24 protein-coding genes are annotated in these 22,696 nt (G+C 69.9%); 7 read left to right on the plus strand and 17 right to left on the minus strand.

Going from position 1 to position 22,696, the window contains the following annotated elements; all coding sequences use genetic code 11:
- The 8 genes from soxA to WG923_RS09215 all read right to left on the minus strand — a co-directional run bounded on the left by soxA (position 1) and on the right by WG923_RS09215 (position 6,086).
- Complete coding sequence (gene soxA, locus WG923_RS09180) at positions 1-801, minus strand: sulfur oxidation c-type cytochrome SoxA (protein WP_340350635.1); 801 nt, start codon at positions 799-801, stop codon at positions 1-3.
- A 29-nt stretch (positions 802-830) separates the two neighbouring features.
- A complete protein-coding gene (soxZ, locus tag WG923_RS09185; protein ID WP_340350636.1) occupies positions 831-1,142 on the minus strand; it encodes a thiosulfate oxidation carrier complex protein SoxZ in 312 nt (103 codons plus the stop codon).
- Positions 1,143-1,193: 51 nt separating this feature from the next.
- Positions 1,194-1,652: a thiosulfate oxidation carrier protein SoxY gene (soxY, locus tag WG923_RS09190; RefSeq protein WP_340350746.1), complete on the minus strand. Its 459-nt coding sequence runs from the start codon at positions 1,650-1,652 to the stop codon at positions 1,194-1,196.
- A gap of 57 nt (positions 1,653-1,709) precedes the next feature.
- Entirely contained in the window at positions 1,710-2,777 is a 1,068-nt protein-coding gene (locus WG923_RS09195; protein WP_340350637.1) for a c-type cytochrome, read from the minus strand.
- On the minus strand, positions 2,761-4,122 hold the full coding sequence (gene soxC / locus WG923_RS09200) for a sulfite dehydrogenase (RefSeq protein WP_340350638.1): 1,362 nt from the start codon (positions 4,120-4,122) through the stop codon (positions 2,761-2,763). Before soxC ends, WG923_RS09195 begins: the two co-directional genes overlap by 17 nt.
- 138 nt (positions 4,123-4,260) lie before the next feature.
- Positions 4,261-5,214, minus strand: coding sequence for an MBL fold metallo-hydrolase (locus tag WG923_RS09205; RefSeq protein WP_445322911.1), 954 nt, complete (start codon positions 5,212-5,214; stop codon positions 4,261-4,263).
- 34 nt (positions 5,215-5,248) lie between these two features.
- Positions 5,249-5,587 carry an ArsR/SmtB family transcription factor gene (locus WG923_RS09210; protein WP_340350639.1) on the minus strand — a complete coding sequence of 113 codons (339 nt, stop codon included), beginning with the start codon at positions 5,585-5,587 and terminating at the stop codon, positions 5,249-5,251.
- 70 nt (positions 5,588-5,657) lie between these two features.
- Complete coding sequence (locus WG923_RS09215) at positions 5,658-6,086, minus strand: DsrE family protein (protein ID WP_340350640.1); 429 nt, start codon at positions 6,084-6,086, stop codon at positions 5,658-5,660.
- A 134-nt stretch (positions 6,087-6,220) separates the two neighbouring features.
- Here WG923_RS09215 and WG923_RS09220 point away from each other — a divergent pair, with 134 nt between their 5' ends.
- The 4 genes from WG923_RS09220 to WG923_RS09235 all read left to right on the plus strand — a co-directional run bounded on the left by WG923_RS09220 (position 6,221) and on the right by WG923_RS09235 (position 9,191).
- Positions 6,221-7,297, plus strand: a complete 1,077-nt coding sequence (locus WG923_RS09220; RefSeq protein ID WP_340350641.1) for a YeeE/YedE family protein — start codon at positions 6,221-6,223, stop codon at positions 7,295-7,297.
- A gap of 30 nt (positions 7,298-7,327) precedes the next feature.
- Entirely contained in the window at positions 7,328-7,720 is a 393-nt protein-coding gene (locus tag WG923_RS09225) for a DUF302 domain-containing protein (RefSeq protein WP_340350642.1), read from the plus strand.
- Positions 7,721-7,827: 107 nt separating this feature from the next.
- Positions 7,828-8,427: a phosphoheptose isomerase gene (locus tag WG923_RS09230; protein ID WP_340350643.1), complete on the plus strand. Its 600-nt coding sequence runs from the start codon at positions 7,828-7,830 to the stop codon at positions 8,425-8,427.
- Positions 8,424-9,191, plus strand: coding sequence for a BON domain-containing protein (locus WG923_RS09235; protein ID WP_340350644.1), 768 nt, complete (start codon positions 8,424-8,426; stop codon positions 9,189-9,191). The genes WG923_RS09230 and WG923_RS09235 overlap by 4 nt, the downstream gene beginning before the upstream one ends.
- Positions 9,192-9,354: 163 nt before the next feature.
- Here WG923_RS09235 and WG923_RS09240 read toward each other — a convergent pair whose 3' ends face one another.
- The 3 genes from WG923_RS09240 to WG923_RS09250 form a co-directional block, all read right to left on the minus strand.
- On the minus strand, positions 9,355-10,257 hold the full coding sequence (locus tag WG923_RS09240; RefSeq protein WP_340350645.1) for an NAD(P)-dependent oxidoreductase: 903 nt from the start codon (positions 10,255-10,257) through the stop codon (positions 9,355-9,357).
- Positions 10,258-10,542: 285 nt separating this feature from the next.
- Positions 10,543-11,679 carry a PilT/PilU family type 4a pilus ATPase gene (locus WG923_RS09245; RefSeq protein WP_340350646.1) on the minus strand — a complete coding sequence of 379 codons (1,137 nt, stop codon included), beginning with the start codon at positions 11,677-11,679 and terminating at the stop codon, positions 10,543-10,545.
- Positions 11,680-11,694: 15 nt separating this feature from the next.
- Positions 11,695-12,738 carry a type IV pilus twitching motility protein PilT gene (locus tag WG923_RS09250; protein WP_340350647.1) on the minus strand — a complete coding sequence of 348 codons (1,044 nt, stop codon included), beginning with the start codon at positions 12,736-12,738 and terminating at the stop codon, positions 11,695-11,697.
- A gap of 71 nt (positions 12,739-12,809) precedes the next feature.
- On the opposite strand from WG923_RS09250, the gene WG923_RS09255 reads away from it, so the two are divergent.
- Positions 12,810-13,505 (plus strand): YggS family pyridoxal phosphate-dependent enzyme, encoded by a 696-nt coding sequence (locus WG923_RS09255; protein WP_340350648.1) that lies wholly within the window; start codon positions 12,810-12,812, stop codon positions 13,503-13,505.
- 73 nt (positions 13,506-13,578) lie between these two features.
- Here WG923_RS09255 and WG923_RS09260 read toward each other — a convergent pair whose 3' ends face one another.
- The 6 genes from WG923_RS09260 to WG923_RS09285 form a co-directional block, all read right to left on the minus strand.
- The gene (locus WG923_RS09260; RefSeq protein WP_340350649.1) at positions 13,579-13,839 is read right to left on the minus strand and encodes a hypothetical protein; all 261 of its coding nucleotides are present in this window, start codon (positions 13,837-13,839) and stop codon (positions 13,579-13,581) included.
- Between the two features lie 191 nt (positions 13,840-14,030).
- The gene (locus WG923_RS09265) at positions 14,031-15,590 is read right to left on the minus strand and encodes a DHA2 family efflux MFS transporter permease subunit (protein ID WP_340350650.1); all 1,560 of its coding nucleotides are present in this window, start codon (positions 15,588-15,590) and stop codon (positions 14,031-14,033) included.
- Positions 15,591-15,594: 4 nt separating this feature from the next.
- Positions 15,595-16,842: an HlyD family efflux transporter periplasmic adaptor subunit gene (locus WG923_RS09270; protein WP_340350651.1), complete on the minus strand. Its 1,248-nt coding sequence runs from the start codon at positions 16,840-16,842 to the stop codon at positions 15,595-15,597.
- A 17-nt stretch (positions 16,843-16,859) separates the two neighbouring features.
- Positions 16,860-18,284, minus strand: a complete 1,425-nt coding sequence (locus tag WG923_RS09275) for an efflux transporter outer membrane subunit (protein ID WP_340350652.1) — start codon at positions 18,282-18,284, stop codon at positions 16,860-16,862.
- Complete coding sequence (locus WG923_RS09280; protein ID WP_340350653.1) at positions 18,281-18,787, minus strand: MarR family winged helix-turn-helix transcriptional regulator; 507 nt, start codon at positions 18,785-18,787, stop codon at positions 18,281-18,283. The genes WG923_RS09275 and WG923_RS09280 overlap by 4 nt, the downstream gene beginning before the upstream one ends.
- Positions 18,788-18,865: 78 nt before the next feature.
- Entirely contained in the window at positions 18,866-20,383 is a 1,518-nt protein-coding gene (locus WG923_RS09285; RefSeq protein WP_340350654.1) for a class I adenylate-forming enzyme family protein, read from the minus strand.
- A 135-nt stretch (positions 20,384-20,518) separates the two neighbouring features.
- On the opposite strand from WG923_RS09285, the gene WG923_RS09290 reads away from it, so the two are divergent.
- Positions 20,519-20,890: a hypothetical protein gene (locus WG923_RS09290; protein ID WP_340350655.1), complete on the plus strand. Its 372-nt coding sequence runs from the start codon at positions 20,519-20,521 to the stop codon at positions 20,888-20,890.
- A gap of 4 nt (positions 20,891-20,894) precedes the next feature.
- Positions 20,895-22,652, plus strand: a complete 1,758-nt coding sequence (locus tag WG923_RS09295; protein WP_340350656.1) for a RecQ family ATP-dependent DNA helicase — start codon at positions 20,895-20,897, stop codon at positions 22,650-22,652.
- Positions 22,653-22,696: the final 44 nt, after the last annotated feature.

Here is a 22,696-nt window from a genome sequence, read left to right on the forward strand (position 1 = left end):
TCAGCGCTTGATGGTCGGCGCGGCGGACTTCGCCCCCTTGGCGTTCACGCCCAGGTAGGTCGAGATCGCCAGCAGCGCATCGGCGCCGAATTCCGGGTAGGGGAAGCGCTGCTGGCGCAGGCAGTCGTTCAGGCGCAGCTGCATGCCCCACATCTGTCCGTTGCTCACGCGGTAGGCCGGCCAGGCCGCGAAGCCGACGCCGTCGCCCGGGTTCCTGGTCAGGTTCGGCAGGTCCTGCAGGCGGATGCGCTTGCCGTCCTCGCCATGGCACGACGCGCACGCGAAGTCGTGCGTGCCGCCGCGCATGAAGAACAGGCGCTTGCCCGCCTCGTAGAAGCTGCGCTCCATGGGGTGTGCCTGCGGCAGGTTGAAGGCCAGGCCCTTGGACTCCGCGGCCACCCACGTCGCCAAGGCCGTCACGTTGGCCATCTCGCCCTTGCCGAACGGCGTCTTGCGGATCGCCTCGCCCTCGAAGCCCTGCAGCCGCTCCATGCAGCTCACCAGCCGCGTCTCCAGGTCCTCCACGCGGCCGGTGTCGGCGAAGTACCGCGGCAGCTCCACGAAGGCGCCCTTGACCACGCCCGGGCCCTTGCCGAGGTCGCAGGCTTCGAGCGTCGCGTTCTTCGGGCCGCGCCTGCGCTTCCACAGGTCCTCGCCCTTGGCCTCGAACAGCTCCGCGGGATTGCCGTCCGCGAGCATGGCGCGGTATTCGTCGATGGCCTGCGACGCCGACTTCTGCGCGGCGGCGCCGGTCGCGATGCCGGCCAGCGCGAACGCGGCCAGCCACTGCTTGGTGGGCATGGATGGGGTCTCCGGTTGGGCGGGCGCGTTCAGCTGATCGTCGCTTCGTCGGTGCGGGTCTCGCCGCGGTTGTCCTTCCACGTGATGCCCACCTTGTCGCCGGCCTTGGCGCCCTTGAGGGTGAACTGCAGGAAGGGGTTCTTCGCCACCGCCGGGCCCCACTCGGCGCTGAGCACCGGCTTGCCGTTGTGGGTGGCCGTCACTTCGGTGATGTGCCAGGCGGGGATCACCTTGCCCGCGCTGTCCTTGCGCTGGCCGGTCTCCATCTCGTGGCTCATGAGGACGCGGACGACGGCGTTGCCGCCGGAAGCCTGGGCACGGATGCGCATCGGGTCTGCCATGGAAGTCTCCTGTTTGCTCTGTCTGTATTCGCGAGGGGCGGATGGCGCGCTTCAGCCGCCGCAGCCGCCCAGCGTGACCTTCACTTCCTTCTTGGCGTAGAAGGCCTTGCCGTCGGCCGTGATGGCCACGGCGTACACGTCCGAGGTCTGGCCCATCTTGGCCCGCGTGGCGAAGCTGGGCTCCACCGCGTCGCTGACGTCGAACTTCGCCACCAGCGTGTTCGGGTTCTTCTCCACCATCACCAGCAGGTGCTTCACGCCGGGGAGGGTGGACGCCGCGGTCATGGGCACCACGGCGCCGTTCTCCGCGATGTCGGGCGCGGTCAGCGTCACGTCCTTGCTCTCCACCGGCGCGGATGCGCCGTAGGCCTTGAGCGTGTCGTTGACGGTCTTGGCGTCGAAGGCGTTGCGGTTGAAGCCGGCGAACGCGTATTGCGGGAACAGCCCTGTGGCACCCAGCAGGCCGGCCAGGGTCAGCGACTGCTTCAGCGCATCACGTCTCGTTGTCATCATTAGGGTCTCCATGGGTCAGGACAGGGAATGGGGCAGCCGCAGCGCGCGCATCGCTCACTGCGCGGCGCCGGCGGCGAGCCAGGCGGCGATCTTTCCGGCTTCCTCGGGGCTGATCGCCTGCGGCGGCATGGGGATCGTTCCCCAGCTGCCGCTGCCGCCCGAGCGGATCTTGCCGGCGATGTACTCGCCCTTGCCGGCATGCTTCTTCGCCACGTCGGCCCAGCTCGGGCCGACGACCTTGCGGTCGGTGGCATGGCAGGCGGTGCAGCTGTTCTTCTGCAGCAGGTCGGCCGGCATGGTGGCGACCGGCTTCACCGTCGCGGTCGCCACGTCCTTCCCGATCGACGCCGGCGCACTGCCTTCGGGGCGCGTGGTGTCGGCGCCGCGTTGCGCGCCCACCGGCCGGTTCTGTTCCGCCAGGTTGCCGTGCGCATTGCGGGCGAACACCGGCAGCATCGAGTGGACCTTGCCCTCCACCGGGCAGTCCTTCATGCAGGCGGTGGCGACCACGTCGGGGCGCGCGCTGCCGCGGATCTCCGGGCCCGGCCACAGCGCATGGTCGGTCGTCATGCCGTTGCGATTGGGCATGCGCTGCTGCACTTCGGCGATGTTGCGCTCGCTCAGGACGAAATCGTCCGGCACGATGCGCGCCAGGCTCAGCAGGTAGGCCGTGACGGCGTAGACCTCGTCGGCCGACAGCGACTTGGGCTGGTTCCACGGCATGGCCCGGTTGATGTAGTCCCACAGCGTGGAGACGGTCGCCACCTTCATCAGCGTCGTGCGCGCCGGGTAGTCGGTGCGCTTGAGGCTCGCCACGTGGCCGGTGCGGATGTCTTCGTCGGTGGTGCCGCCCACGAGCGGGTTGAAGACCTCGTTGGATTCGCCGAAGACGCCGTGGCAGCTCGCGCAGCGCGCCTCCCACACGTCCTGCCCCTTGGCGACGGAGCCGGATCCCCTGGGCAGGCCCTTGAAGTCGGGCCGCACGTCGATGTCCCAGGCCGCCACTTCGGCCTTCGTCGCGTCGCGGCCGATGCCGGGGAAGGAACCCGTTCCCTGCGCTTGCGCCGCCAGGGCCGCAGCGGCCAGCAGCGCGAGGAGCCAACGCTCACGAGACCTGGACATTCTTCACCTCGCCGCTTTCCTGCACCAGCCAGGACTGGATCGCGTTGTTGTGGTAGATCGAGCGCGTGCCGCGCACGCCGCGCAGCTGGCGGCTGGCGGGCTGCACGTAGCCGGTCTCGTCCATCGCGCGGCTCTGCACGATGGTGGGCTTGCCGTCCCACGCCCAGTCGATGTTGAAGCGCGTGAGGCACTTGCTCAGGACGGGCGACTCCAGCCGCGCGGTGCGCCAGTTGCGCCCGCCGTCCACCGACACGTCCACGCGCTTGATCTTCCCGCGGCCGGACCAGGCCAGCCCGCTGATGTTGTAGAAGCCCTTGTCCAGCAGCACCTGCCCGCCGGAGGGCGTGGTGACGACGCTCTTGCACTCCTGGAGGCTGGTGTACTGGCGGTGCTGGCCGTCCGGCATGAGGTCGACGTAGTGGACCGTCTCGTCCTTGGTGTTCCAGGGCTGGTCGCCGACTTCGATGCGGCGCAGGTACTTCACCCAGCTGACGCCCTGCACGCCGGGCACCACCAGCCGCAGCGGGTAGCCGTTTTCCGGGCGCAGCATCTCGCCGTTCTGGCCGTAGGCGACGAGCACCTCGCCGGACTCGATGAGGCTCATGGGGATGGTGCGCGTCATCGACGAACCGTCGGCGCCCTCGGCCAGCGCGAAGCGGCCCTTCTTCAGGTCGGCGCCGGCCATCTGCAGCAGCGTGACCAGCGGCACGCCGGTGAACTCGCTGCACGAGAGCATGCCGTGCGTGTACTGCACGGTCGGTACCGCGACGTTGCCCCACTCCATGCCGGTGTTGGCGCCGCACTCGATGAAGTGGAAGCGCGACACCGAGGGCAGCCGCATGATCTCGTCGACGGTGAACACCTTGGCCGCCTTCACGAGGCCGTTGACCATCAGGCGGTGCTTCGAGGGATCGACGTCCCACCAGCCCTGGTGGTGGCGCTCGAAGTGCAGGCCGCTGGGCGTGACGATGCCGAACAGCGACTGCAGCGGCGCGAACGACACCGAGGCCTGCGCCGTCTGCGTCAGGCCCGGGCTCTGGCGCCGCTGCACGTTGCGCTCGTGCTTCGACGGCTTGCCGTAGCCGTCCGTGACCACGGGCTGGCCGAGGCCGCGCGAATGCTCCGGCAGCTCCAGGATGGCGGGGTCGCCGTCCGCCGGCGCGGTCACGGCCCGCGCCGCGGATGCGCCCGCGAGGGCCGCGCCGGCAGCCGCGGCAGTGAACGCACTGCGCAGGAAATCGCGCCGGCCCTCTTTCGCCTGCGCGAACACCTGGCGCACGCCGTCGCCGGTGATGAAGTTCTCCGGGGCCTTCAGCAGCCGCCCGGAAGTCCGGTTCTCAGTCAAGCTCGCTCCTCGTCCTGTCTGCACGCATCTAAATCGCCGAGCGCGAATATAAGCGCTTCCTGATTGTTTTGCGCCAGATCAGCGCTCGGTGTTTTTCCGATCAGGGCAAACCCTGCGCTGCGGGCGCGGGGCGGAGCGTCAGCGCGCCTGGCGCTCCATGAGCAGGTAGGTGTTGTAGGCGTTCATGCGGTTGGCCGCCTTGAACAGCGGCAGGTGCTCGAAGCGCGACCAGTCGGTGCGCGCGTACGCCTCGTCGAAGGGATCCATGTCGCGCGCCGCCGCACCCATGCTCTCGCGCAGGTACGCGAGGTAGTCGCGGGTGAGCTGCAGGTCCGCGCGGGCGGAGGCCGACAGGGCGCCGTGCCCCGGCACGATCACCTGCGCATCCATGCGCAGCAGCGCGTCGAGCGCGGCGATCCAGTGCGCGCTGTCCGCCTGGCCGACGAAGGGCACGCGGCCCCGGAACACGAGGTCGCCGGCGAACAGCACGCGCTCCGCGGGCAGGTAGACGACCAGGTCCTCGGGCGTGTGGGCCGGCCCCACCGGCTGCAGCAGCAGGCGCGTGCCTCCGAGCACGAGTTCGCGCGGGCCATCGAGCCATTCATCCGGGACGACGAGATGCGTCTGCGCATCGATCCATGGCGCGAGCTCGGCCCGCGAGGCCTCGAGCCGGGCGGCCGCCGTCTGCGAGTTCAGGTACTCCAGCGCGCCCCGGTGCGCGATGATCCTGGCGCCGCGCCGGCGGAATTCCTGCAGGCCGTAGACATGGTCCGCATGGAAGTGCGTGACCACGACGTGCGTGACCGGCAGCGGCGTGATGCGCGCGATCGCTTCGAGCAGTTCGCGCGCGAGCTGCGGCGAGCCCAGCGCGTCGATCACCACCACGCCCGCGGGCGTCACGACGAAGCCCGCGTTGGAAATGAAGTTGCGGTTGGCGGGGCTGCCCAGCGCCGTCTCGCCCTGGACGAACCAGGCCGAGGGGGCAACCTGCTGCGGCACCACCGCGCGCGGCGTGCCCTGGGCGAACGCGCCGCCGAGCGCGACCGCCGCCGCGAGCGCGACGAGCGCCTTGCAGGCCCTGCGCCGGATCATCGCTGCGCCTGCCGGCGCGCGGCCGGCGCTCGCGTCAGGACTTCAGCTCGGACTCGATGGCGATCTGCGTGCAGATGGCTCGGCAGAGGGTGACGACCCGGTCGTTGACCAGCCGGTAGAAGATCTGCACCCCTTCGCGCCGCCGGCCGATCACGCCGGCACGGTACAGCGTGTTCAGGTGCTGCGACATGTTGGGCTGCGTGGTCTGGATCTCCTCCAGCAGCTGGGTCACGTTCTTCTCGCCGTGGCACAGGCAGCTGATGATCTTCAGCCGCATGGGCGCCGACATGGCGCGGAAGATCTCGGCGGCGGATTCGAACACCTCGTCCGACTCCACCGCCTCGATTGCCGCCGTTGCCTGTCTTCTCGCCATGCCGGACCCCGCTTTGCCTGATAGCTCCGAATGTTAGCAAGCATGCATGCCGCTGCATTGCCAGCCGCCTTCAGGGTTTGATGTAGGCATATCTTTCCCGCGACTGCAGCTGTCCGATCCGCACCACGCCGGAGGGGGTGAAATCCGCGTCCATGCTGAACTGGTCCTTGCGCAGGCCGCGGTTGCGCAGGGTGATCTCGCAGACCTCGAAGCGCACGCCCCGCGCCTTGAGCGCGCTGACCAGCGGTGCGTATTCGAGGTCGGGGTTGCGGCGGTCGCGGGCGCCTTCCATCAGGAAGTCGACCCCGTTGGCATGCGTGACCACCACGATCTTCGTCGCGGGCGCGACGTCGAGGTGGTTGCGGATGTTGCGCAGCGCCTTGGTCGCCTGCGCCTCGGCATCGTCGACGTGGTAGACGACGAGATCCTGCGCGAGCGCGGGCAGGGCCAGCAGCCACAAGGCTGCGCAGGCGGCGAGGAGCCGCAGGACACGGGACATGGTGCTCATTTCTCCAGGTTCGGCGGGCGCTGTGCCCGGGCAGCGAACTTAGCGCGAACCGGCGCCTTCGCGCCTCAGGGTATATCATTAGTTGCTTATCTAAGCAGCCGTGGGATTCTCCCCCGCCGCACCGCATGGACCTCCTTTCCCTCGTCGAACGCCTCGGTGAACAGCCGCTGCTCGCCAGCGGCGGCGCCGTCGTGGGGCTGCTGTTCGGCTTCTTCGCGCAGCGTTCGGGCTTCTGCCTGCGCACGGCCGTCATCGAGTTCGCGCGCGGCGAACCCGGCGAGCGGCTGGCCGTCTGGCTGCTCGCCTTCTCGGCCGCGGTGGTCTCGGTGCAGGCCCTGCTGCTCGCCGGCCTGGTGGACTTGAGCGGCACGCGGCAGCTCGCCGCGCGCGGCAGCCTCTCCGGTGCGATCGTGGGCGGCCTCCTGTTCGGCACCGGCATGATCCTGGCGCGCGGCTGCGCGAGCCGGCTCCTCGTGCTGTCCGCCACGGGCAACCTGCGCGCGCTGCTCTCCGGCCTCATCTTCGCCGTGACCGCGCAGGCGGCGCTGGGGGGCGCCCTGGCCCCGGTCCGCGAGACGATCAGCAGCTGGTGGACCGTGGACGGCGGCTCCGCGCGCGACCTGCTCGTCGTCGCGCACGCCGGCCGGCCGGCGGGGCTGGCGTTCGGCCTGCTGTGGCTGGTGGCGGCGCTCTGGTACGCGTTGCGCAGCGGGCGCGAGCGCTGGAAATGGATCGGCGGCCTCGGCGCCGGCCTGGCGGTGGCGCTCGCGTGGGTCTTCACGGCCACCGTGGCAGCCAGTTCCTTCCAGGTGCTGCCGGTGCAGGGCATCACCTTCAGCGGCCCGTCGGCGGAATGGCTGATGCGGGTCGTCTCGGCGCCCGCGCCCGCGGCCGGATTCGATTTCGGCTTGCTGCCGGGCGTGTTCGCCGGCGCCTTCCTCGGCGCGGCGCTGGGGCGCAAAATCCGGCTCGAGGGTTTCAAGGACGGCTACAGCATGCGGCGCTACATCGCCGGGGCGATCGCCATGGGCTTCGGCGCCATGCTGGCCGGCGGCTGCGCCGTCGGCGCGGGTGTCAGCGGCGGCGCCATCTTCTCGCTCACGGCGTGGGTCGCACTGGCCTCCATGTGGGTCGGCGCCGCGGCGACCGACCGCCTGCTCGATCGCGAACCCCGCATCGCCGCCCATCGCCACGGCCCCTGACCCCCCATACCCCAGACGAAAGGATTCCTCATGTACGGACAGTTCATCGACCTTCCGGGCAGCTTCGCGCCCACCCTGGACAAGGTCATCGCCGCCCTGAAGGCCGAAGGCTTCGGCATCCTGAGCGACATCGACGTGCAGAAGACACTGAAGGAAAAGATCGGCGCCGAGCTGCCGGCCTACCGCATCCTGGGCGCCTGCAACCCGCCGCTCGCGCACCGGGCCCTGCAGGCCGAACCTGAGGTGGGCCTGCTGCTGCCGTGCAACGTGGTCGTGCGCGAAGAAGGCGGCAAGATCCGCGTCGGCTTCCTCGATCCGCAGGGGATGGTGGAGCTCACCGGCAATGCGCAGTTGCGCGCCGTGGCGGACGAAGCGCAGCAGCGCCTGCAGCGGGTGCGCGAGGCGCTGCTGGCGGGCAGCTGACGCGCGCGGGCCGACCCGGTCCCTCCCCAACACCTGGATAACCGGATTCATCCGGCGGATACAAGGCGGACTCGAGGCCGCGGGAGGCCCGGCGGTATCATCGAAAGATGCTCGAGCAACGGATACAGCAGAACTTCATCGACAGCGCGGACCTGAAATACCAGTCCGCCGAAAGCCTCAGCAAGCCGGTGGCCCAGGCGGTGCAGGCGGTGCTCGCGTGCGTCACCAGCGGGGGCAAGGTGCTGGCCTGCGGCAACGGCGGCTCCGCGGCCGACGCGCAGCACTTCTCCGCCGAATTCGTGGGCCGCTACGAACGCGAACGCCCCGAACTCGCCGCGATCGCGCTGACGACGGACAGCTCCATCCTGACGGCGATCGCCAACGACTACGACTACGACCGCATCTTCGCCAAGCAGGTGCGCGCGCTCGGCCAGTCCGGCGACGTGCTGCTCGCGCTCTCCACCAGCGGCAACTCCGCCAACGTGCTCGCCGCGATCGAGGCGGCGCACGAACGCGAGATGACCGTGGTGGCGCTCACGGGCCGCGGCGGCGGCAAGATGGGCAGCGTGCTGCGCGAAACCGACGTGCACATCTGCGTGCCGCACGAGCGCACCGCGCGCATCCAGGAAGTGCACATCCTCGTGATCCACTGCATCTGCGACGGCGTGGATGCGCAGCTGCTCGGCGACCAGGACACCCCCGCATGACCCGCACCTTCCGCACCCTTCCCCTCTACGCGCTGGCCGCCGCCCTGTTCGCGGGCTCGCTGGCCGGCTGTGCCCCGCTGATCGTGGGCGCCGCCGCCGTCGGCACCGGCCTGATGGTGACGGACCGCCGCACCTCGGGCGCGCAGATCGACGACGAGGCGATCGAGCTGCGCGCCGCGCTGCGCCTGAGCGAAGCGATGGGCGACCGCGTGCACATCAACGTGACCAGCTACAACCGGCAGGTGCTGCTCACGGGCGAAACGCCCACCGAGGCCCTGAAGCAGCAGGCGGAGCAGATCGTCTCGCGCGTGGACAACGTGCGCGGCATCATCAACGAGATCGGCGTGATGTCGCCCACCACGCTGCCGCAGCGCTCGGGCGACGTGCTGATCACGGGCAAGATCCGCGCTTCGCTGGTCGACGCCTCGGACCTGCAGGCCACCGCGTTCAAGGTCGTCACCGAGCGCGCCAACGTGTACCTGATGGGCCGCGTGACGCAGCGCGAGGCGGACCGCAGCACGGCCATCGCCCGCCAGATCGGCGGCGTGCAGCGCGTGGTGCGCATCTTCGAGATCGTCACGCCGGAGGAACTGCGCGCGAGCGGGATCCAGGTGCCGCCCGAACCGCCCGCCCGCGCGAGCGTGGCGCCGGTGACCACCGTCGCGCCGGCCTCGGCCTCGAATCCGCCCTCCGCCGAAGCCGGCCCGCCGCCGTCGTCGCAAGCGCCCGCAAGCGGCGGCGCAGTGGCGACGCCGGTGCGCTGAGGTCGCCCGGGGATACCAACTTCCGGACGCAGAGAACGCAGAGAACGCAGAGGGTACGCAGAGGACGCAAAAGGACTTCCATCAGAAGAATGTCTTCTTTGCGTCCTCTGCGTACCCTTTGCGTCCTCTGCGTCCGGCTGTCCGGTGTTCTCCCCGGCGGGGGTCAGCGGATCCGCTTGATCAGGCTCGACGTATCCCAGCGGTTGCCGCCCATGGCCTGGATGTCGGCGTAGAACTGGTCCACCAGGGCCGTCACCGGCAGGCGCGCGCCGTTGCGCTTGGCCTCGTCGAGGCACAGGCCCAGGTCCTTGCGCATCCAGTCCACCGCGAAGCCGAACTCGAACTTGTCGGCGATCATCGTCTTGCCGCGGTTGTCCATCTGCCAGCTCTGGGCGGCGCCCTTGCCGATCACCTCGAGCACCTGTTCCATGTCCAGCCCCGCCTTCGTGCCGAAGGCGATCGCTTCCGACAGGCCCTGCACCAGGCCGGCGATGGAGATCTGGTTGACCATCTTGGCCAGCTGGCCCGCGCCGCTGGCGCCGAGCAGCGTGCAGGCGCGCGAGAAGGCCATGGCCACCGGCCGGGCCGCGTCGAACGCCGCCTGCTCGCCGCCGCACATCACGGTCAGCATGCCGTTCTGCGCGCCCGCCTGGCCGCCCGACACGGGCGCGTCGACGAACTGCAGGCCATGCCTGGCCGCCTCGGCGGAGAGTTCGCGCGCGACGTTGGCGGAAGCGGTGGTGTGGTCGATGAAGACGGTGCCCTTCTTCATGCCGCTGAAGGCGCCCTGCTCGCCGAGCACGACGGCGCGCAGGTCGTCGTCGTTGCCGACGCAGCAGAACACCAGCTCGCAGCCGGCCACGGCCTCGCGCGGCGTGGCCGCGGCGGTGCCGCTGAATTCCTTGCACCAGGCGTCGCGCTTGGCGGCACTGCGGTTGTAGACGGTCACGCGGTGGCCGGCCAGCGCCAGGTGCCCCGCCATCGGAAAGCCCATGACGCCAAGGCCGAGGAAGGCGACCTTGCGCGCCGGCGTGGATTCGTACGTCTTCGGGTTGGTGCTGGCCATGCGGGTCTCCGTGTTTGAAAGCGAAGGCTGATTCTAGGAGAGGCTGCGCGAAATGACCGACCGAGGGAACATCCAAGACAAGACAGCCGGACGCAGAGGGCGCAAAGGGTACGCAGAGGACGCAAAAAAGAGAATCTTCAAGGGATGTTCTTTTGCGTCCTCTGCGTACCCTTTGCGTCCTCTGCGTCCGGAAGTCCGCATTCCCGCGGCACAAAAAAAAGAGCCGGGACGAATCCCGGCTTGCCTGCATGGATGGCGGGTTGCCCCGCCATCACGCGGTGAGCATCATACGATGGCCAGGTGCTCGGTGCCGGCGGACAGGTCCTGGGACTTGGCGCGCTGGGAGTTGAGCTTGATCTGCAGCCGCAGGTCGTTCACCGAGTCGGCGTTGCGCAGCGCGTCCTCGTACGAGATCATGTTGTTCTCGTACATGTCGAACAGCGCCTGGTCGAAGGTCTGCATGCCCAGGTTGCGGCTCTTCTTCATGATCTCCTTGATCTCGGAGACCTCGCCCTTGAAGATCAGGTCGGAGATCAGCGGGGAGTTCAGCATGATCTCCACCGCCGCCGCGCGGCCCTTGCCGTCCTGCTTGGGCACCAGCCGCTGCGAGATGAAGGCCTTGAGGTTCAGCGACAGGTCCATCAGCAGCTGCGGCCGGCGCTCCTCGGGGAAGAAGTTGATCACGCGGTCCAGGGCCTGGTTGGCGCTGTTGGCGTGCAGCGTGGCCATGCACAGGTGGCCGGTTTCGGCGAAGGCGATCGCGTGCTCCATCGTCTCGCGGTCGCGGATCTCGCCCATCAGGATCACGTCGGGGGCCTGGCGCAGCGTGTTCTTCAGCGCCGCTTCCCAGCTGTCGGTATCGAGCCCCACCTCGCGCTGCGTCACCACGCAGTTCTTGTGCGGGTGCACGAATTCGACCGGGTCCTCGATCGTGATGATGTGGCCGTAGCTCTGCTCGTTGCGCCAGTCGATCATCGCCGCCAGCGTGGTCGACTTGCCCGAGCCGGTGGCGCCCACCAGGATGGTCAGGCCGCGCTTGGACATCACCACGTCCTTGAGCACCTGCGGCACGCCCAGCTTGTCGATGGTCGGCAGGATCTGCGGAATGACCCGCAGCACCATGCCCACCTTGCTTTGCTGCACGAACGCATTGACGCGGAAGCGCCCGATGCCGGGCGGCGAGATGGCGAAGTTGCACTCCTTGGTGCGCTCGAACTCCGCGGCCTGCTTGTCGTTCATGATCGAGCGGGCCAGCGCCAGCGTGTGCGCGGCCGACAGCGGCTGCGGCGACACCTTGGTCACCTTGCCGTCGACCTTGATCGCGGGCGGGAATTCCGCCGTGATGAACAGGTCGCTGCCGTTGCGACCCACCATCAGCTTGAGCAGGTCGTTGATGAATTTGCTTGCCTGATCGCGTTCCATGACGCCGTCCTTCGCTTAGCCGGGGAAGTTCTCGGGGATCTTGGCCTTCGAGCGGGCCTCGGCCGGGGTGATCATGTTGCGCTTGACCAGGTCCGCGAGGTTCTGGTCCAGCGTCTGCATGCCCACGCTGTTGCCGGTCTGGATGGCGGAGTACATCTGCGCCACCTTGGCCTCGCGAATGAGGTTGCGGATGGCGGAGGTACCGATCATGATCTCGTGCGCCGCGACGCGGCCGGAGCCGTCCTTGGTCTTGCACAGGGTCTGCGAGATCACGGCCTGCAGCGACTCCGACAGCATCGCGCGCACCATCTCCTTTTCGTCGGCGGGGAACACGTCGATGATCCGGTCGATGGTCTTGGCGGCGCTCGAGGTGTGCAGCGTGCCGAACACGAGGTGGCCCGTTTCGGCGGCGGTCATCGCCAGCCGGATGGTTTCCAGGTCGCGCATTTCGCCGACCAGGATGCAGTCCGGGTCCTCGCGCAGTGCCGAACGCAGCGCGGCGGCGAAGGACAGCGTCATCGGCCCCACCTCGCGCTGGTTCACCAGGCACTTCTTGGACTCGTGCACGAATTCGATCGGGTCTTCCACCGTCAGGATGTGGCCGTATTCGGTTTCGTTCAGGTAGTTGACCATCGCCGCCAGCGTGGTCGACTTGCCCGAACCCGTGGGGCCGGTCACCAGCACCATGCCGCGCGGCTTGAGCGCCAGGTCGCCGAAGATCTTGGGGGCGTTGAGCTGCTCCAGCGTGAGGATCTTGGACGGAATCGTCCGGAACACGGCGGCGGAGCCGCGGTTCTGGTTGAAGGCGTTGACGCGGAAGCGCGCCAGCCCCTCGATCTCGAACGAGAAGTCGCACTCGAGGAATTCCTCGTAGGCCTTGCGCTGCGTGTCGTTCATGATGTCGTAGACCATCGCATGGACCTGCTTGTGGTCCATCGGGTCGACGTTGATGCGGCGCACGTCGCCGTGCACGCGGATCATGGGGGGCAGGCCGGACGACAGGTGCAGGTCCGATGCCTTGTTCTTCACGCTGAACGCGAGCAGCTGGGTAATATCCACGAGTCCCTCGTACTTCCTCTTCGGAATGGCCCACGCCCACGGGCGAATCCGCGCGGTTGGGCCGGCCCATTATGACCACGATTGCAGCCAACCTCCAGACCGTGCAGGAGCGGATCGCGCACGCCTGCACAGCCGCCGGACGCGACGTGACCGAAGTCACGCTCCTCGCCGTCTCCAAGACGTTCGGACCCGACGCCGTGCGCGAGGCGCATGCCGCCGGCGCGCGTGCGTTCGGCGAGAACTACATCCAGGAAGCGGTGGAAAAGCAGGCGCTGCTGGCGGACCTGGACCTCGAGTGGCACTGCATCGGCCCGATCCAGAGCAACAAGACCCGGCTGGTCGCGACGCACTTCGCCTGGGCCCAGACCGTGGACCGCCTGAAGATCGCGCAGCGGCTGGCGGAGCAGCGGCCGCCGGAGCTGCCGCCGCTGGACGTGTGCATCCAGGTGAACCTCGATGGCGGGGCGAACAAGTCGGGGGTGGCGCCCGGGGAGGCGCTGCCGCTGGGGCGGGCGATCCTGGAGTTGCCGCGCCTGCGCCTGCGCGGCCTCATGAGCATCCCGGAGCCGGTGGAGGGCTTCGCCGCGCAGGTCGCGGTGCACGCCCGCGCGCGCGGCCTGTTCGAGGAGTTGCGGGCGGCGGGCCTGCCGCTGGACACGCTGTCGATGGGGATGACCGACGACCTGGAAGCCGCGATCCACGCCGGCAGCACGATGGTGCGGGTGGGGACGGCGATCTTCGGGCGCAGGGACTACGGTCGCAACTGACGGTCGGCGAAAACGTTCGTACTATCGCCAAGTCCCGCAGGGCCGCCGGGCGGCCTGCGGGGAATCGCCGCGTTCAACCCTTGAGCAGGTTGCGCGAAACGCGCTCCTTCACCGGGTCGCCGAGCAGTTCGGTCGCGCTCGGGAGATGGCCGTCGTAGGCACCCAGCACGTCGCGCAGGGCCTGCAGGGTGCGCTTGAGCTGGTCGGCGTCCTCGCCGCGCCGCGTCAGGTCGGCACGCACGTCCTCCAGCGCACGGAACAGCAGCGCGCGGGTGTTGCCGCGGATCACGAGGTTGCCGTCGGACTGCCAGATGGCCTTGTGCAGGTATTTCATTCGAGGAATCTCCCTGGTCTAGGACTCCAGAATGAGGCAGGCGTGGCGGCCGGCCTGTGGGCCGCGCGCATGTCCTGGCGCCGGTCGGCGCTGAAGCGCCGCGTCAGCCGCAAGCACTGCCGCAGCCGTCGAAGCAGCGGCAATGGGATGTCAGCCGACGCCTCGTCCGCTCCGGGCCGCGCCCTGGCAGGTCAGTGCGCGCCGGCCGCCGCGTCGGCCCCGCCGGTGGCTCGCTGCGGGTGGGTGAGCCACACCAGCGGCACCATCAGCAGGAACAGCAGCGCCGAGCCCCAGAAGATGTCGTTGGCGGCCATCATGAAGGCCTGCTGGTCGACCAGCCGGTTCAGCTGTGCCAGCGCCTGCTCGGGCGTGAAGCCGGACGCCGCCAGGCCCGAAAGCGCCGCCTGCGCCGCCGTGTTGTTCGGGCCCAGGGTGTCGGCGAGCTGGGCGTGGTGCAGCGTCGCGCGGCTTTCCCACAGCGTGGTCGACACCGAGGTGCCGATCGCGCCGGCCGTGATCCGCACGAAGTTGGTCAGGCCGGAGGCCGCGGGAATGCGGTCGGGCGTGAGGCCCGACAGCGTGATCGTGATCAGCGGGATGAAGAAGAACGCCATCGCCACGCCCTGCACGATGGTCGGCACCATGATCGTGCCGAAGTCCGCCTGGGTGTTGAAGCGCGAGCGCATCCACAGCACCAGCGCGAAGATCAGGAAGGCGAAGGTGGCGTAGCGGCGCGGATCGACCTTGCCGATCGTCTTGCCCACCACGGGCGAGAACACCAGCGCCAGCAGGCCCACGGGCGCCATGATCATGCCGGCGTCGGTTGCCGTATAGCCCATGAACTGCTGCAGCCACAGCGGCAGCAGCACCACGTTGCCGAAGAACAGGCCGTAGCCCAGCGACACCGCGAGCGTGCCCGCCCAGAAGTTGCGGCGCGCGAACAGGCGCAGGTCCACCACCGGGTGTTCGTCGGTCAGCTCCCAGGCCAGGAAGAACAGGAAGCCGATGACCGCGATCGCGGCCAGCGCCACGATGGTGGGCGAGGAGAACCAGTCGTACTCCTTGCCCAGGTCCAGCATCATCTGCATGCAGCCGACCCAGATCACCAGCAGCGCCAGGCCCACGGTGTCGATCGGCAGCGAGCGGCGCTCGGTCTCGCGCTTGCGGTAGATCGCCCACGAGGCCAGGGCGGCGACGATGCCCACCGGGATGTTGATGTAGAAGATCCAGGACCAGGCGATGTTGTCGGTGATCCAGCCGCCCAGCAGCGGCCCCATCACGGGCGCGACCAGCGTCGTCATCGACCACATCGCCATCGCCAGTCCGGCGAGTGCCCGCGGATAGCTGGAAAGCAGCAGCGACTGCGACAGCGGGATCATCGGCCCGGCAACGAAGCCCTGCAGCGCGCGGGCCGCGATCAGCAGCGGCATGCTGGGCGCCAGCCCGCACAGCCACGAGGCGATCACGAACAGCAGCACGCTGCCGATGAACAGGCGCACCTGGCCGAAGCGCTGCGCCAGCCAGCCGGTGAGCGGCACGCCGATCGCGTTGGCCACCGCGAAGCTGGTGATCACCCAGGTGCCCTGGTTGGGGCTCACGCCGAGGTCCCCGGCGATGGCGGGCAGCGACACGTTGGCGATCGAGGTGTCCAGCACGTTCATGAACGTGGCGGCGGACAGCGCGATCGTGCCCCAGACGCGCGCCGAGCCCTCCAGCGGCGCGGGCGGCAGGTGTTGCGCGTTGGCGCTCACGGCTTCAGCGCTTCGCGGCCGGGGCGCCGCTGGCGGTCAGGCGCCCCTGCGCGCTGTTGGCGGCGATCACGCGGCGCACTTCGGCTTCGGCGCCGTCGTCCTGCGTGTTGAACACCTGGGTCTGGGAGACGGCGCCGCCGCGCGGCGCATCGGCCAGCGTCTTGCCGTCCTGCTTCGCCACGTCCACCACCGCTTCCATCGACAGGCCCACGCGCAGCGGATGCTCCTGCAACTGCTTCGCGTCGAGCGCCACGCGCACGGGCACGCGCTGCACCACCTTGATCCAGTTGCCGGTGGCGTTCTGCGCCGGCAGCAGCGAGAAGGCCGCGCCGGTGCCCACGCCCAGGCCGGCGACGGTGCCCTTGTACTCGACCCGCTTGCCGTAGATGTCGGCGGTGAGCGTCACCGGCTGGCCGATGCGCAGCTTGCGCAACTGCACTTCCTTGAAGTTGGCGTCGACCCAGACCTGGTTCAGCGGCACGATGGACATCAGCGGCGTGCCGGCGGCCACGCGCTGGCCCAGCTGCACGGTGCGCTTGGCCACGTAGCCGTCCACCGGCGCGACCAGCACGGAGCGCTGCTGCGCCAGCCACGCTTCGCGCACCTTGGCGGCCGCGGCCTGCACCTGCGGGTGCTGCTCGACGTCGGTGCCCGAGGTCATGGCCTGGTTGCTCGCGAGCTGCTCGCGCGCGCTCACCACCGCCGCCTGCGCCGCCGTCAGCGCGCTGCGGGCGCTGTTGACCTGGGTCTGCGCATGATTGAGTTCCTCCTTCGACACGGCGCCGCTGCCCACCAGCGCCGCGCGCCGGTTGTAGTCGTCGTTGGCGCGCGCGAGTTCGGACTGCACCTTGGCCACGTCGGCCTGCCGCAGCGCGACCTGCGCCGCCAGCGAGCCGTTGGTGGAGTACAGGGTGCGCACCTGGCGCACCGTCTGGCCCAGTGCCGCCTCGGCCTGGTCCAGCGCCACCTTGGCGTCGGCAGGGTCGAACTTCACCAGCGGCTGGCCCGCCTTGACGAAGTCGGTGTCGTCGGCGTGGATCGCCATCACGGTGCCGCCGATCTGCGGCGTGATCTGCACCACGTTGCCCTGCACGTAGGCGTTGTCGGTGGTCTCGTAGTGGCTGGCCACCAGCCATTCGTAGCCGCCCCAGGCCAGGCCGGCGACGGCGACCACGGAGGCCAGGGTGAGCAGCGCCTTCTTGCGCTTCGGGTTGCCCTTCTGCAGGGGCGCGACGGTCTGTGCTTCGGTCATGGTGTTCGTTCCGGTGTTCAGTGCGCGGCGACGGCGGTGTCCTCGGTGGCGCCGCCGCCGAGGGCGCGGTACAGGGCCACGCGGGCATCGAGCACGCGCGCGGCGAGGTCCACGCCGAGGCGGCGCTGCGCGAGCACGGCCGTCTCCGCCGTGAGGACGTTCAGGAAGGTGCCCAGCCCCGCGCGATAGCGCTGCACCGCGATGTCGTAGGCGCCTTCGGCGGCGGCGAGCGCCTGGCGCTGCTCGGCCAGCTGGCGCTCGAGCGACTGCAGGCTCGCCACCGCATCGGCGGCTTCGTGGATCGCTTCCACGACGGCGCCGTTGTAGCTCTCGATGGCGGCGTCGAGGTCCGCCGTGCGGCCGCGCAGGTTGGCGCGCAGGCGGTCCTGCGCGAAGATCGGCAGGCGCACCGCCGGGCCCACGCCCCACTGGCGGCTGCCGAAATCCACCAGGTTCGACAGGCCCAGGCTGGTGAGCCCGGCGAAGGCGACCAGGTTCACGCTGGGATAGAACTGCGCCTCCGCCTCCTTCACGCCCTGCGTGGCCGCTTCGACGCGGGCGCGGGCGGCGGATACGTCCGGCCGGCGACCGAGCAGGTCCGCGGGCAGTGCCGGCACCGCGGTGACCGGGTGCAGGGCCGCGATCGCCGGCAGCTGCGCCAGCTCCGGAGGTTCGCCGCCGCCGACCAGCGCCGCCAGCGCATTGCGCGTGGTCTGGGCCTGCTCGCGCAAGGCTTCGAGCTGCTGGCGCGCCTCGGGCAGCGCGCCTTCGCTCTGGCGCAGTTCGAGGTTGGTGTCCAGGCCGGCGCCCACGCGCTGGCGCACCAGCTTGAGCTGCTCCTCGCGCTGGGCCAGCGTGCGCTGCGCCACGACGGTCTGCTCCTGCAGGCGCACCAGCTGGAAGTAGGCGCGCGCGACATTGCTGGCGAGCACCACCCGCGCGGCGGCCACGTCGGCCTGCGCGGCACGCTCCGTTCCCAGCGCGGCCTGCAGCGCCGCCTGGTTGCGGCCGAAGAAGTCGAGCTCCCAGTTCATGTTGACCTGCGCCGTGGCGTTGTCGCGCACCGAGCCGGCCAAGGGCGGGGGAAACAGGCTGTGCTCGCTGTAACGCTGGTGCGTCAGGTCCAGCTGGCCCTGGAACTGCGGCTGGTCCGCCGTGCGCGCCACCGCGCTGGCCGACTCGGCGCGGCGCAGGCGGGCCCGGGCCACGCCCAGCGTGGGGCTGTCGCGCAGCGCCTGTTCGACCAGCGCATCGAGCTGCGGATCGCCGAAGTCGCGCCACCAGGTGGAGGAGACCGGCGCCACGGGCTGCGTGGCCGCGTGCGGCACGGCCGGTTCGCGCACCTGCGCTTCGGGTGCGATGCCCTTGGTGCTCGCGCAGCCCGCCAGCACCAAGGCGGCGGCCAGCACGGCCAGCCGGCCGCGCGTGTTCGGGTTCTTCATTCGTTTCCTTCGCGGCTGCCCTGCAGCTTCGTTCCGTTGGCGAGGATGCGGTTCAGCAGCGCCTTCAGCTGCTCCCACTCCTCCACCTTCAAGCCCTTGAGAAAAGCGTTCTGCACCTTGCACAGCACCTTGGGGATGTGCCGGGCGGCCTCGCGTCCCTCGTCGGTGAGCTCGAGGTTGACCACCCGGCGGTCCTCCGAGGAGCGCACCCGCCCCAGCAGCCCCTTGGCTTCCAGCCGGTCCAGCGTGCGCGTCATGGCGCCGGCGTCGAGCTGGCATTCGCGCGCCAGCTCGGCGACCGTGGAGGCATCGCCCATGTGCAGCTTCAGCAGCGGCACCCACTGGGCGTGGGTCAGGCCTTGCGGCTCCAGCGCCTCGTCCACCTCGGCCGCCATGAGCGTCAGGATGCGCTTCATCAGGTAGGCCGCGCTCTCGTCCGGGCGGTAGGCCTCGGGCGTGTAGAACACGGGATCGGCAGGGGAAGGATCGGTCCGGGTGGCCATGGGACCCGGAATATACTTGCCTAGGCAAACATTGTCAAGGCTGTGATTGCCCAGACAAGCGACCGCCGGGATGCAGGCTCAGCCCGGGGTGTAGCCGTCGCGCAGTTGCCGCTTGAGGACCTTGCCGATGTCGCTGCGCGGCAGCTCGGCCACGTAGCGCAGGTCCGCCAGGCGCTGGATCTTGCCGACCCGGCCGTTGACCCAGGCGCGCAGTTCGTCCGCGCCGATGGCGCCCTCGTTCGGCACGACGAAGGCCACGGGCGTTTCGCCCCAGGCTTCCGACGGCACGCCGACCACCGCGGCCTCGTGCACGGCCGGGTGCCCGCGCAACACCAGTTCGAGGTCGCTCGGGTACACGTTGAAGCCGCCGCTGATGATCATGTCCTTGCGCCGGTCCATCAGCACGAGGAAGCCGTCCTCGTCGAAGCGGCCCACGTCGCCGGTGCGGATGAAGCGGTTGCCGGCGGCGTCGTGCCATTCGGCCTCGCGCGTCTTCCCGGGCTGGTTCTGGTAGCCGGCCATCATGGCGCCCGAGCGCCCCACCACCTCGCCCACCTCGCCGCGCGCGACCTCGCGGCCTTCCTCGTCGACCAGCCGGATGTCGTGCCCTTCGGCGGGCTTGCCCACCGTGTGCAGCTTGTCCGGGAACTTGTGCGCTTCCAGGATGACGGTGCCGCCGCCTTCGGTCATGCCGTAGTACTCCACCAGGCCGCCGGGCCAGCGCGCGAGGATCTGTGCCTTCAGGTGGGCCGAGAACGGCGCGCTGGTGCAGAACTTCATGCGGAAGGACGACAGGTCGTAGCCGTCGAAGCCGGGGTAGGCCATCAGCCGCTGGTACTGCACGGGCACCAGCATCGCGTGCGTCGCGCGCGCGTCCTGCGCGAGTTCCAGCCAGGCGCGGGGATCGAAGCGGCCTTCGGTCAGCACCAGTGTGCCGCCCTTGGCCAGGCACGGGAAGGCGGAGACCAGCGTGGTGTTGGAGCACAGCGAGGTGGCCACCATGGTCACGGCGTCGGGGCCGTAGCCGTAGTTCTCGCCGCGCGCCACGTGGGCCCAGCGCATCTGGTGCGGCTGCACGATGCCCTTGGGCGTGCCCGTCGTGCCGGAGGAATAGATGATGTTGAAGGCCCATTCCGGATGCACGTGCACCGGCTTCGGGTGCTCGGCGTCCAGCCACTGCTCGAGTGCGGCGTCGTCCATGCGGATGCGCGGCACGCCCGCGTCGAAGGCCGGCACGTCGGCATCGACGAAGAAGAAACGCGCGCCGCTGTCGCGCACCATGCCGGCCAGCTGTTCGGCGGTGGCGCCCGTGGGCAGCGGGGCCACGGCGAGCCCGGCGCGCAGTCCGCCCAGGAACAGCACGACGTAGGGAAGGGAGTTGGCGCCGCAGATCGCGATGCTCTCGCGCGGCTGCGCCCCGTGGCGCTGCAGCGTGGCCGCGACACGGTCGGCCGCGCGATCGAGCTCCTGCCAGGTCATGCGCTCGGAGCCCTGCCGCAGCGCGAGGTGGCCGGGCCGCGCCTGGGCGTTCTCGCGGATCAGGTTCGGAATGGCGCGAAAGGGCGGCAGTCCCGCCGGCACGGCTACGTTCGACATCTCTTTTGGGGTCTCCTTGCAGGCGCGACTGTACGGCAGCCGCGCGGCGGCTGCGTCCGACACGGCCCGGTTGCGGGTGCCGACGCCGCGCTGCCCGCGGCCACGCCAGACTGCCCTGAACCAAGAGGAGCATGCATGGCATACAGCAGCATCCTGGGCGCGGACCGCGCGCCCACCGAGCCCAGCGGCCGCGAGGCCGAACTGCTGGGCCCCAGCGACAACTCGGACAGCGGCAGCGACACCATCGGCACCAGCGAGGCGCGCGAGGACACGACCGACTCCGGCAAGACCGGCGACCGCGCCGGCGTCGCCGGGGCGGACCTGCGCGAAGGTGCGGACATCCTGCCGGACCGGGTGGTGAACCTGGCCGAGGACGAAGGCTTTTCGGACCTCGACCCCGACGGCCTGGAAATGACCGACCTGGACAATCGCGACGCACAAGGCCTCGCGGAACTGGACGAGTCGCGCATCGGCCCCGACGGCGACGACTCCGCCGAAGAAGACTGAACGCATGGCCCCGCGCCCTTCCGCGGCCACCCCTCCCGAGGCGGCCGCCGCGATGCGGCGCGTGCGCACGGTGCTGCGCGAGACCTTCGGGCTGTCGCGCCTGCGCCCCGGCCAGGCCGCGGTGATCGAGCGCGTGCTGGCCGGCCAGCCGACGCTGGCCGTCATGCCCACGGGCGCGGGCAAGTCCCTCTGCTACCAGCTGCCGGCGCTGCTGCTGCCGGGCCGCACCGTCGTCGTCTCGCCGCTGATCGCGCTGATGAAGGACCAGTGCGAATCCTTGCGTGAACTCGGCATCGCCGCGGTGCAGGTGAACAGCGGCACCGACAGCGACGAAACCAAGGCAGCGGTGGCCGCCGTGGCGGACGGCTCGGCGCGCATCGTGATGACCACGCCGGAGCGGCTGTCGGACCCGGAATTCCTCGACGTCCTGCTGGCGCACCCGGTGAGCCTGCTGGCGATCGACGAGGCGCACTGCATCTCGCAATGGGGCCACGACTTCCGTCCCGCCTTCCTCGAGATCGCCCATGCCCTGCCGCGCCTCGGCAAGCCGATCGTGCTGGCCCTCACCGCGACCGCCACCGACCAGATCGCCGAGGACATCTGCCAGCAGCTCGGGATCCCCAAGGACGGCGTGGTCAACACGAGCGCCTACCGGCCCAACCTCGACCTGCGCGTGCTGCCCGTCGCCAAGGAAGCCGACAAGCTGGCGCACGTGACGAAGCTCGTGCGCGGCACGCCGGGCAGCGGCATCGTCTACACGGCCACCGTGAAGGCCGCCCACGCGGTGCACGAGGCCCTGCTGGCGGCCGACGAATCGGTGGGCCTGTACCACGGCAAGATGGCCTCCGCGGACCGCGCCGCGACGCAGGACGCCTTCATGAACGGCACGACGCGCGTGATCGTCGCGACCAATGCTTTCGGCCTCGGCATCGACAAGGCCGACATCCGCTTCGTGCTGCACTACCAGCTGCCCGCCACGCTGGAGGCCTACTACCAGGAGGCGGGACGCGCCGGGCGCGACGGCGAGGTGGCGCGCTGCACCCTGCTGTTCCTGCGCGGGGACAAGGCGATCCAGCAGTTCTTCATGGCCGGCCGCTACCCTGGCGAGGACGATGCCGCCGCGATCATGCAGGCGCTGGCGCAGCCGCGCGAGGATGGCGAGCCCTGGACGCTGCCGCTGCTGCTGGCGCGGTTGGGCCGCCCGAAGTCCAAGGTGCAGGTGGCGCTGGGCCTGCTGCGCAAGGACAAGCTGGTGAGCCAGTCGCGCGACGGCACGCTCAAGCTGCAGGGCAGGACGGCCAGCGGCTCGCGCATGCGGGAGCTGACCGAGGGCTACGGCAGGAAGCGCGACCTGGACCGCGAGGCGCTCGAACGGATGGTCTTCTACGCGCAGACCGGCCAGTGCCGCTGGCGCATGCTGCTGGAGCACCTGGAAGGCAGTGCGCCCTTCGAGCGCTGCGGGCACTGCGACAACTGCCGGCGCATCGCCGCGCACGAAGCGGTGGTCGAGGAGCTGCTGCGCAAGGCGCCGCAGGAGGCAGAGGCTCCGGAGCCCGAAGCGAGCGGCCCCGCGGTGTTCGCGCGCGGCGACCTCGTCGAGGTGCGCCGCTACGGCCGCGGCGTGGTGGAGGAAGCGAGCGACACGCAGGTCACGGTGGTGTTCGCGGACCGCAGCAAGCGCAGCTTCCTGCCGGAGTACGTGCGCAAGGCGCGGGCGCTCAAACCGAAGCGCCCGCCGGCGGCCGACGCCGCTTCCCCCTGACTTGCTCCCTCTCCCGCTTGCGGGAGAGGGCTGGGGTGAGGGTC

This window comes from Ramlibacter sp. AN1133, assembly GCF_037890035.1.
Classification (GTDB): domain Bacteria; phylum Pseudomonadota; class Gammaproteobacteria; order Burkholderiales; family Burkholderiaceae_C; genus Ramlibacter.

Excerpts from the sequence above, each read along its gene's own strand:
- soxA (WP_340350635.1), bottom strand. The coding sequence starts at position 801 with ATGCCCACCAAGCAGTGGCTGGCCGCGTTCGCGCTGGCCGGCATCGCG.
- soxZ (WP_340350636.1), bottom strand. The coding sequence starts at position 1,142 with ATGGCAGACCCGATGCGCATCCGTGCCCAGGCTTCCGGCGGCAACGCC.
- soxY (WP_340350746.1), bottom strand. The coding sequence starts at position 1,652 with ATGACAACGAGACGTGATGCGCTGAAGCAGTCGCTGACCCTGGCCGGC.
- WG923_RS09195 (WP_340350637.1), bottom strand. The coding sequence starts at position 2,777 with ATGTCCAGGTCTCGTGAGCGTTGGCTCCTCGCGCTGCTGGCCGCTGCG.
- WG923_RS09205 (WP_445322911.1), bottom strand. The coding sequence starts at position 5,214 with ATGATCCGGCGCAGGGCCTGCAAGGCGCTCGTCGCGCTCGCGGCGGCG.
- WG923_RS09210 (WP_340350639.1), bottom strand. The coding sequence starts at position 5,587 with ATGGCGAGAAGACAGGCAACGGCGGCAATCGAGGCGGTGGAGTCGGAC.
- WG923_RS09215 (WP_340350640.1), bottom strand. The coding sequence starts at position 6,086 with ATGTCCCGTGTCCTGCGGCTCCTCGCCGCCTGCGCAGCCTTGTGGCTG.
- WG923_RS09220 (WP_340350641.1), top strand. The coding sequence starts at position 6,221 with ATGGACCTCCTTTCCCTCGTCGAACGCCTCGGTGAACAGCCGCTGCTC.
- WG923_RS09225 (WP_340350642.1), top strand. The coding sequence starts at position 7,328 with ATGTACGGACAGTTCATCGACCTTCCGGGCAGCTTCGCGCCCACCCTG.
- WG923_RS09230 (WP_340350643.1), top strand. The coding sequence starts at position 7,828 with ATGCTCGAGCAACGGATACAGCAGAACTTCATCGACAGCGCGGACCTG.
- WG923_RS09235 (WP_340350644.1), top strand. The coding sequence starts at position 8,424 with ATGACCCGCACCTTCCGCACCCTTCCCCTCTACGCGCTGGCCGCCGCC.
- WG923_RS09240 (WP_340350645.1), bottom strand. The coding sequence starts at position 10,257 with ATGGCCAGCACCAACCCGAAGACGTACGAATCCACGCCGGCGCGCAAG.
- WG923_RS09245 (WP_340350646.1), bottom strand. The coding sequence starts at position 11,679 with ATGGAACGCGATCAGGCAAGCAAATTCATCAACGACCTGCTCAAGCTG.
- WG923_RS09255 (WP_340350648.1), top strand. The coding sequence starts at position 12,810 with ATGACCACGATTGCAGCCAACCTCCAGACCGTGCAGGAGCGGATCGCG.
- WG923_RS09260 (WP_340350649.1), bottom strand. The coding sequence starts at position 13,839 with ATGAAATACCTGCACAAGGCCATCTGGCAGTCCGACGGCAACCTCGTG.
- WG923_RS09270 (WP_340350651.1), bottom strand. The coding sequence starts at position 16,842 with ATGACCGAAGCACAGACCGTCGCGCCCCTGCAGAAGGGCAACCCGAAG.
- WG923_RS09275 (WP_340350652.1), bottom strand. The coding sequence starts at position 18,284 with ATGAAGAACCCGAACACGCGCGGCCGGCTGGCCGTGCTGGCCGCCGCC.
- WG923_RS09280 (WP_340350653.1), bottom strand. The coding sequence starts at position 18,787 with ATGGCCACCCGGACCGATCCTTCCCCTGCCGATCCCGTGTTCTACACG.
- WG923_RS09285 (WP_340350654.1), bottom strand. The coding sequence starts at position 20,383 with ATGTCGAACGTAGCCGTGCCGGCGGGACTGCCGCCCTTTCGCGCCATT.
- WG923_RS09290 (WP_340350655.1), top strand. The coding sequence starts at position 20,519 with ATGGCATACAGCAGCATCCTGGGCGCGGACCGCGCGCCCACCGAGCCC.
- WG923_RS09295 (WP_340350656.1), top strand. The coding sequence starts at position 20,895 with ATGGCCCCGCGCCCTTCCGCGGCCACCCCTCCCGAGGCGGCCGCCGCG.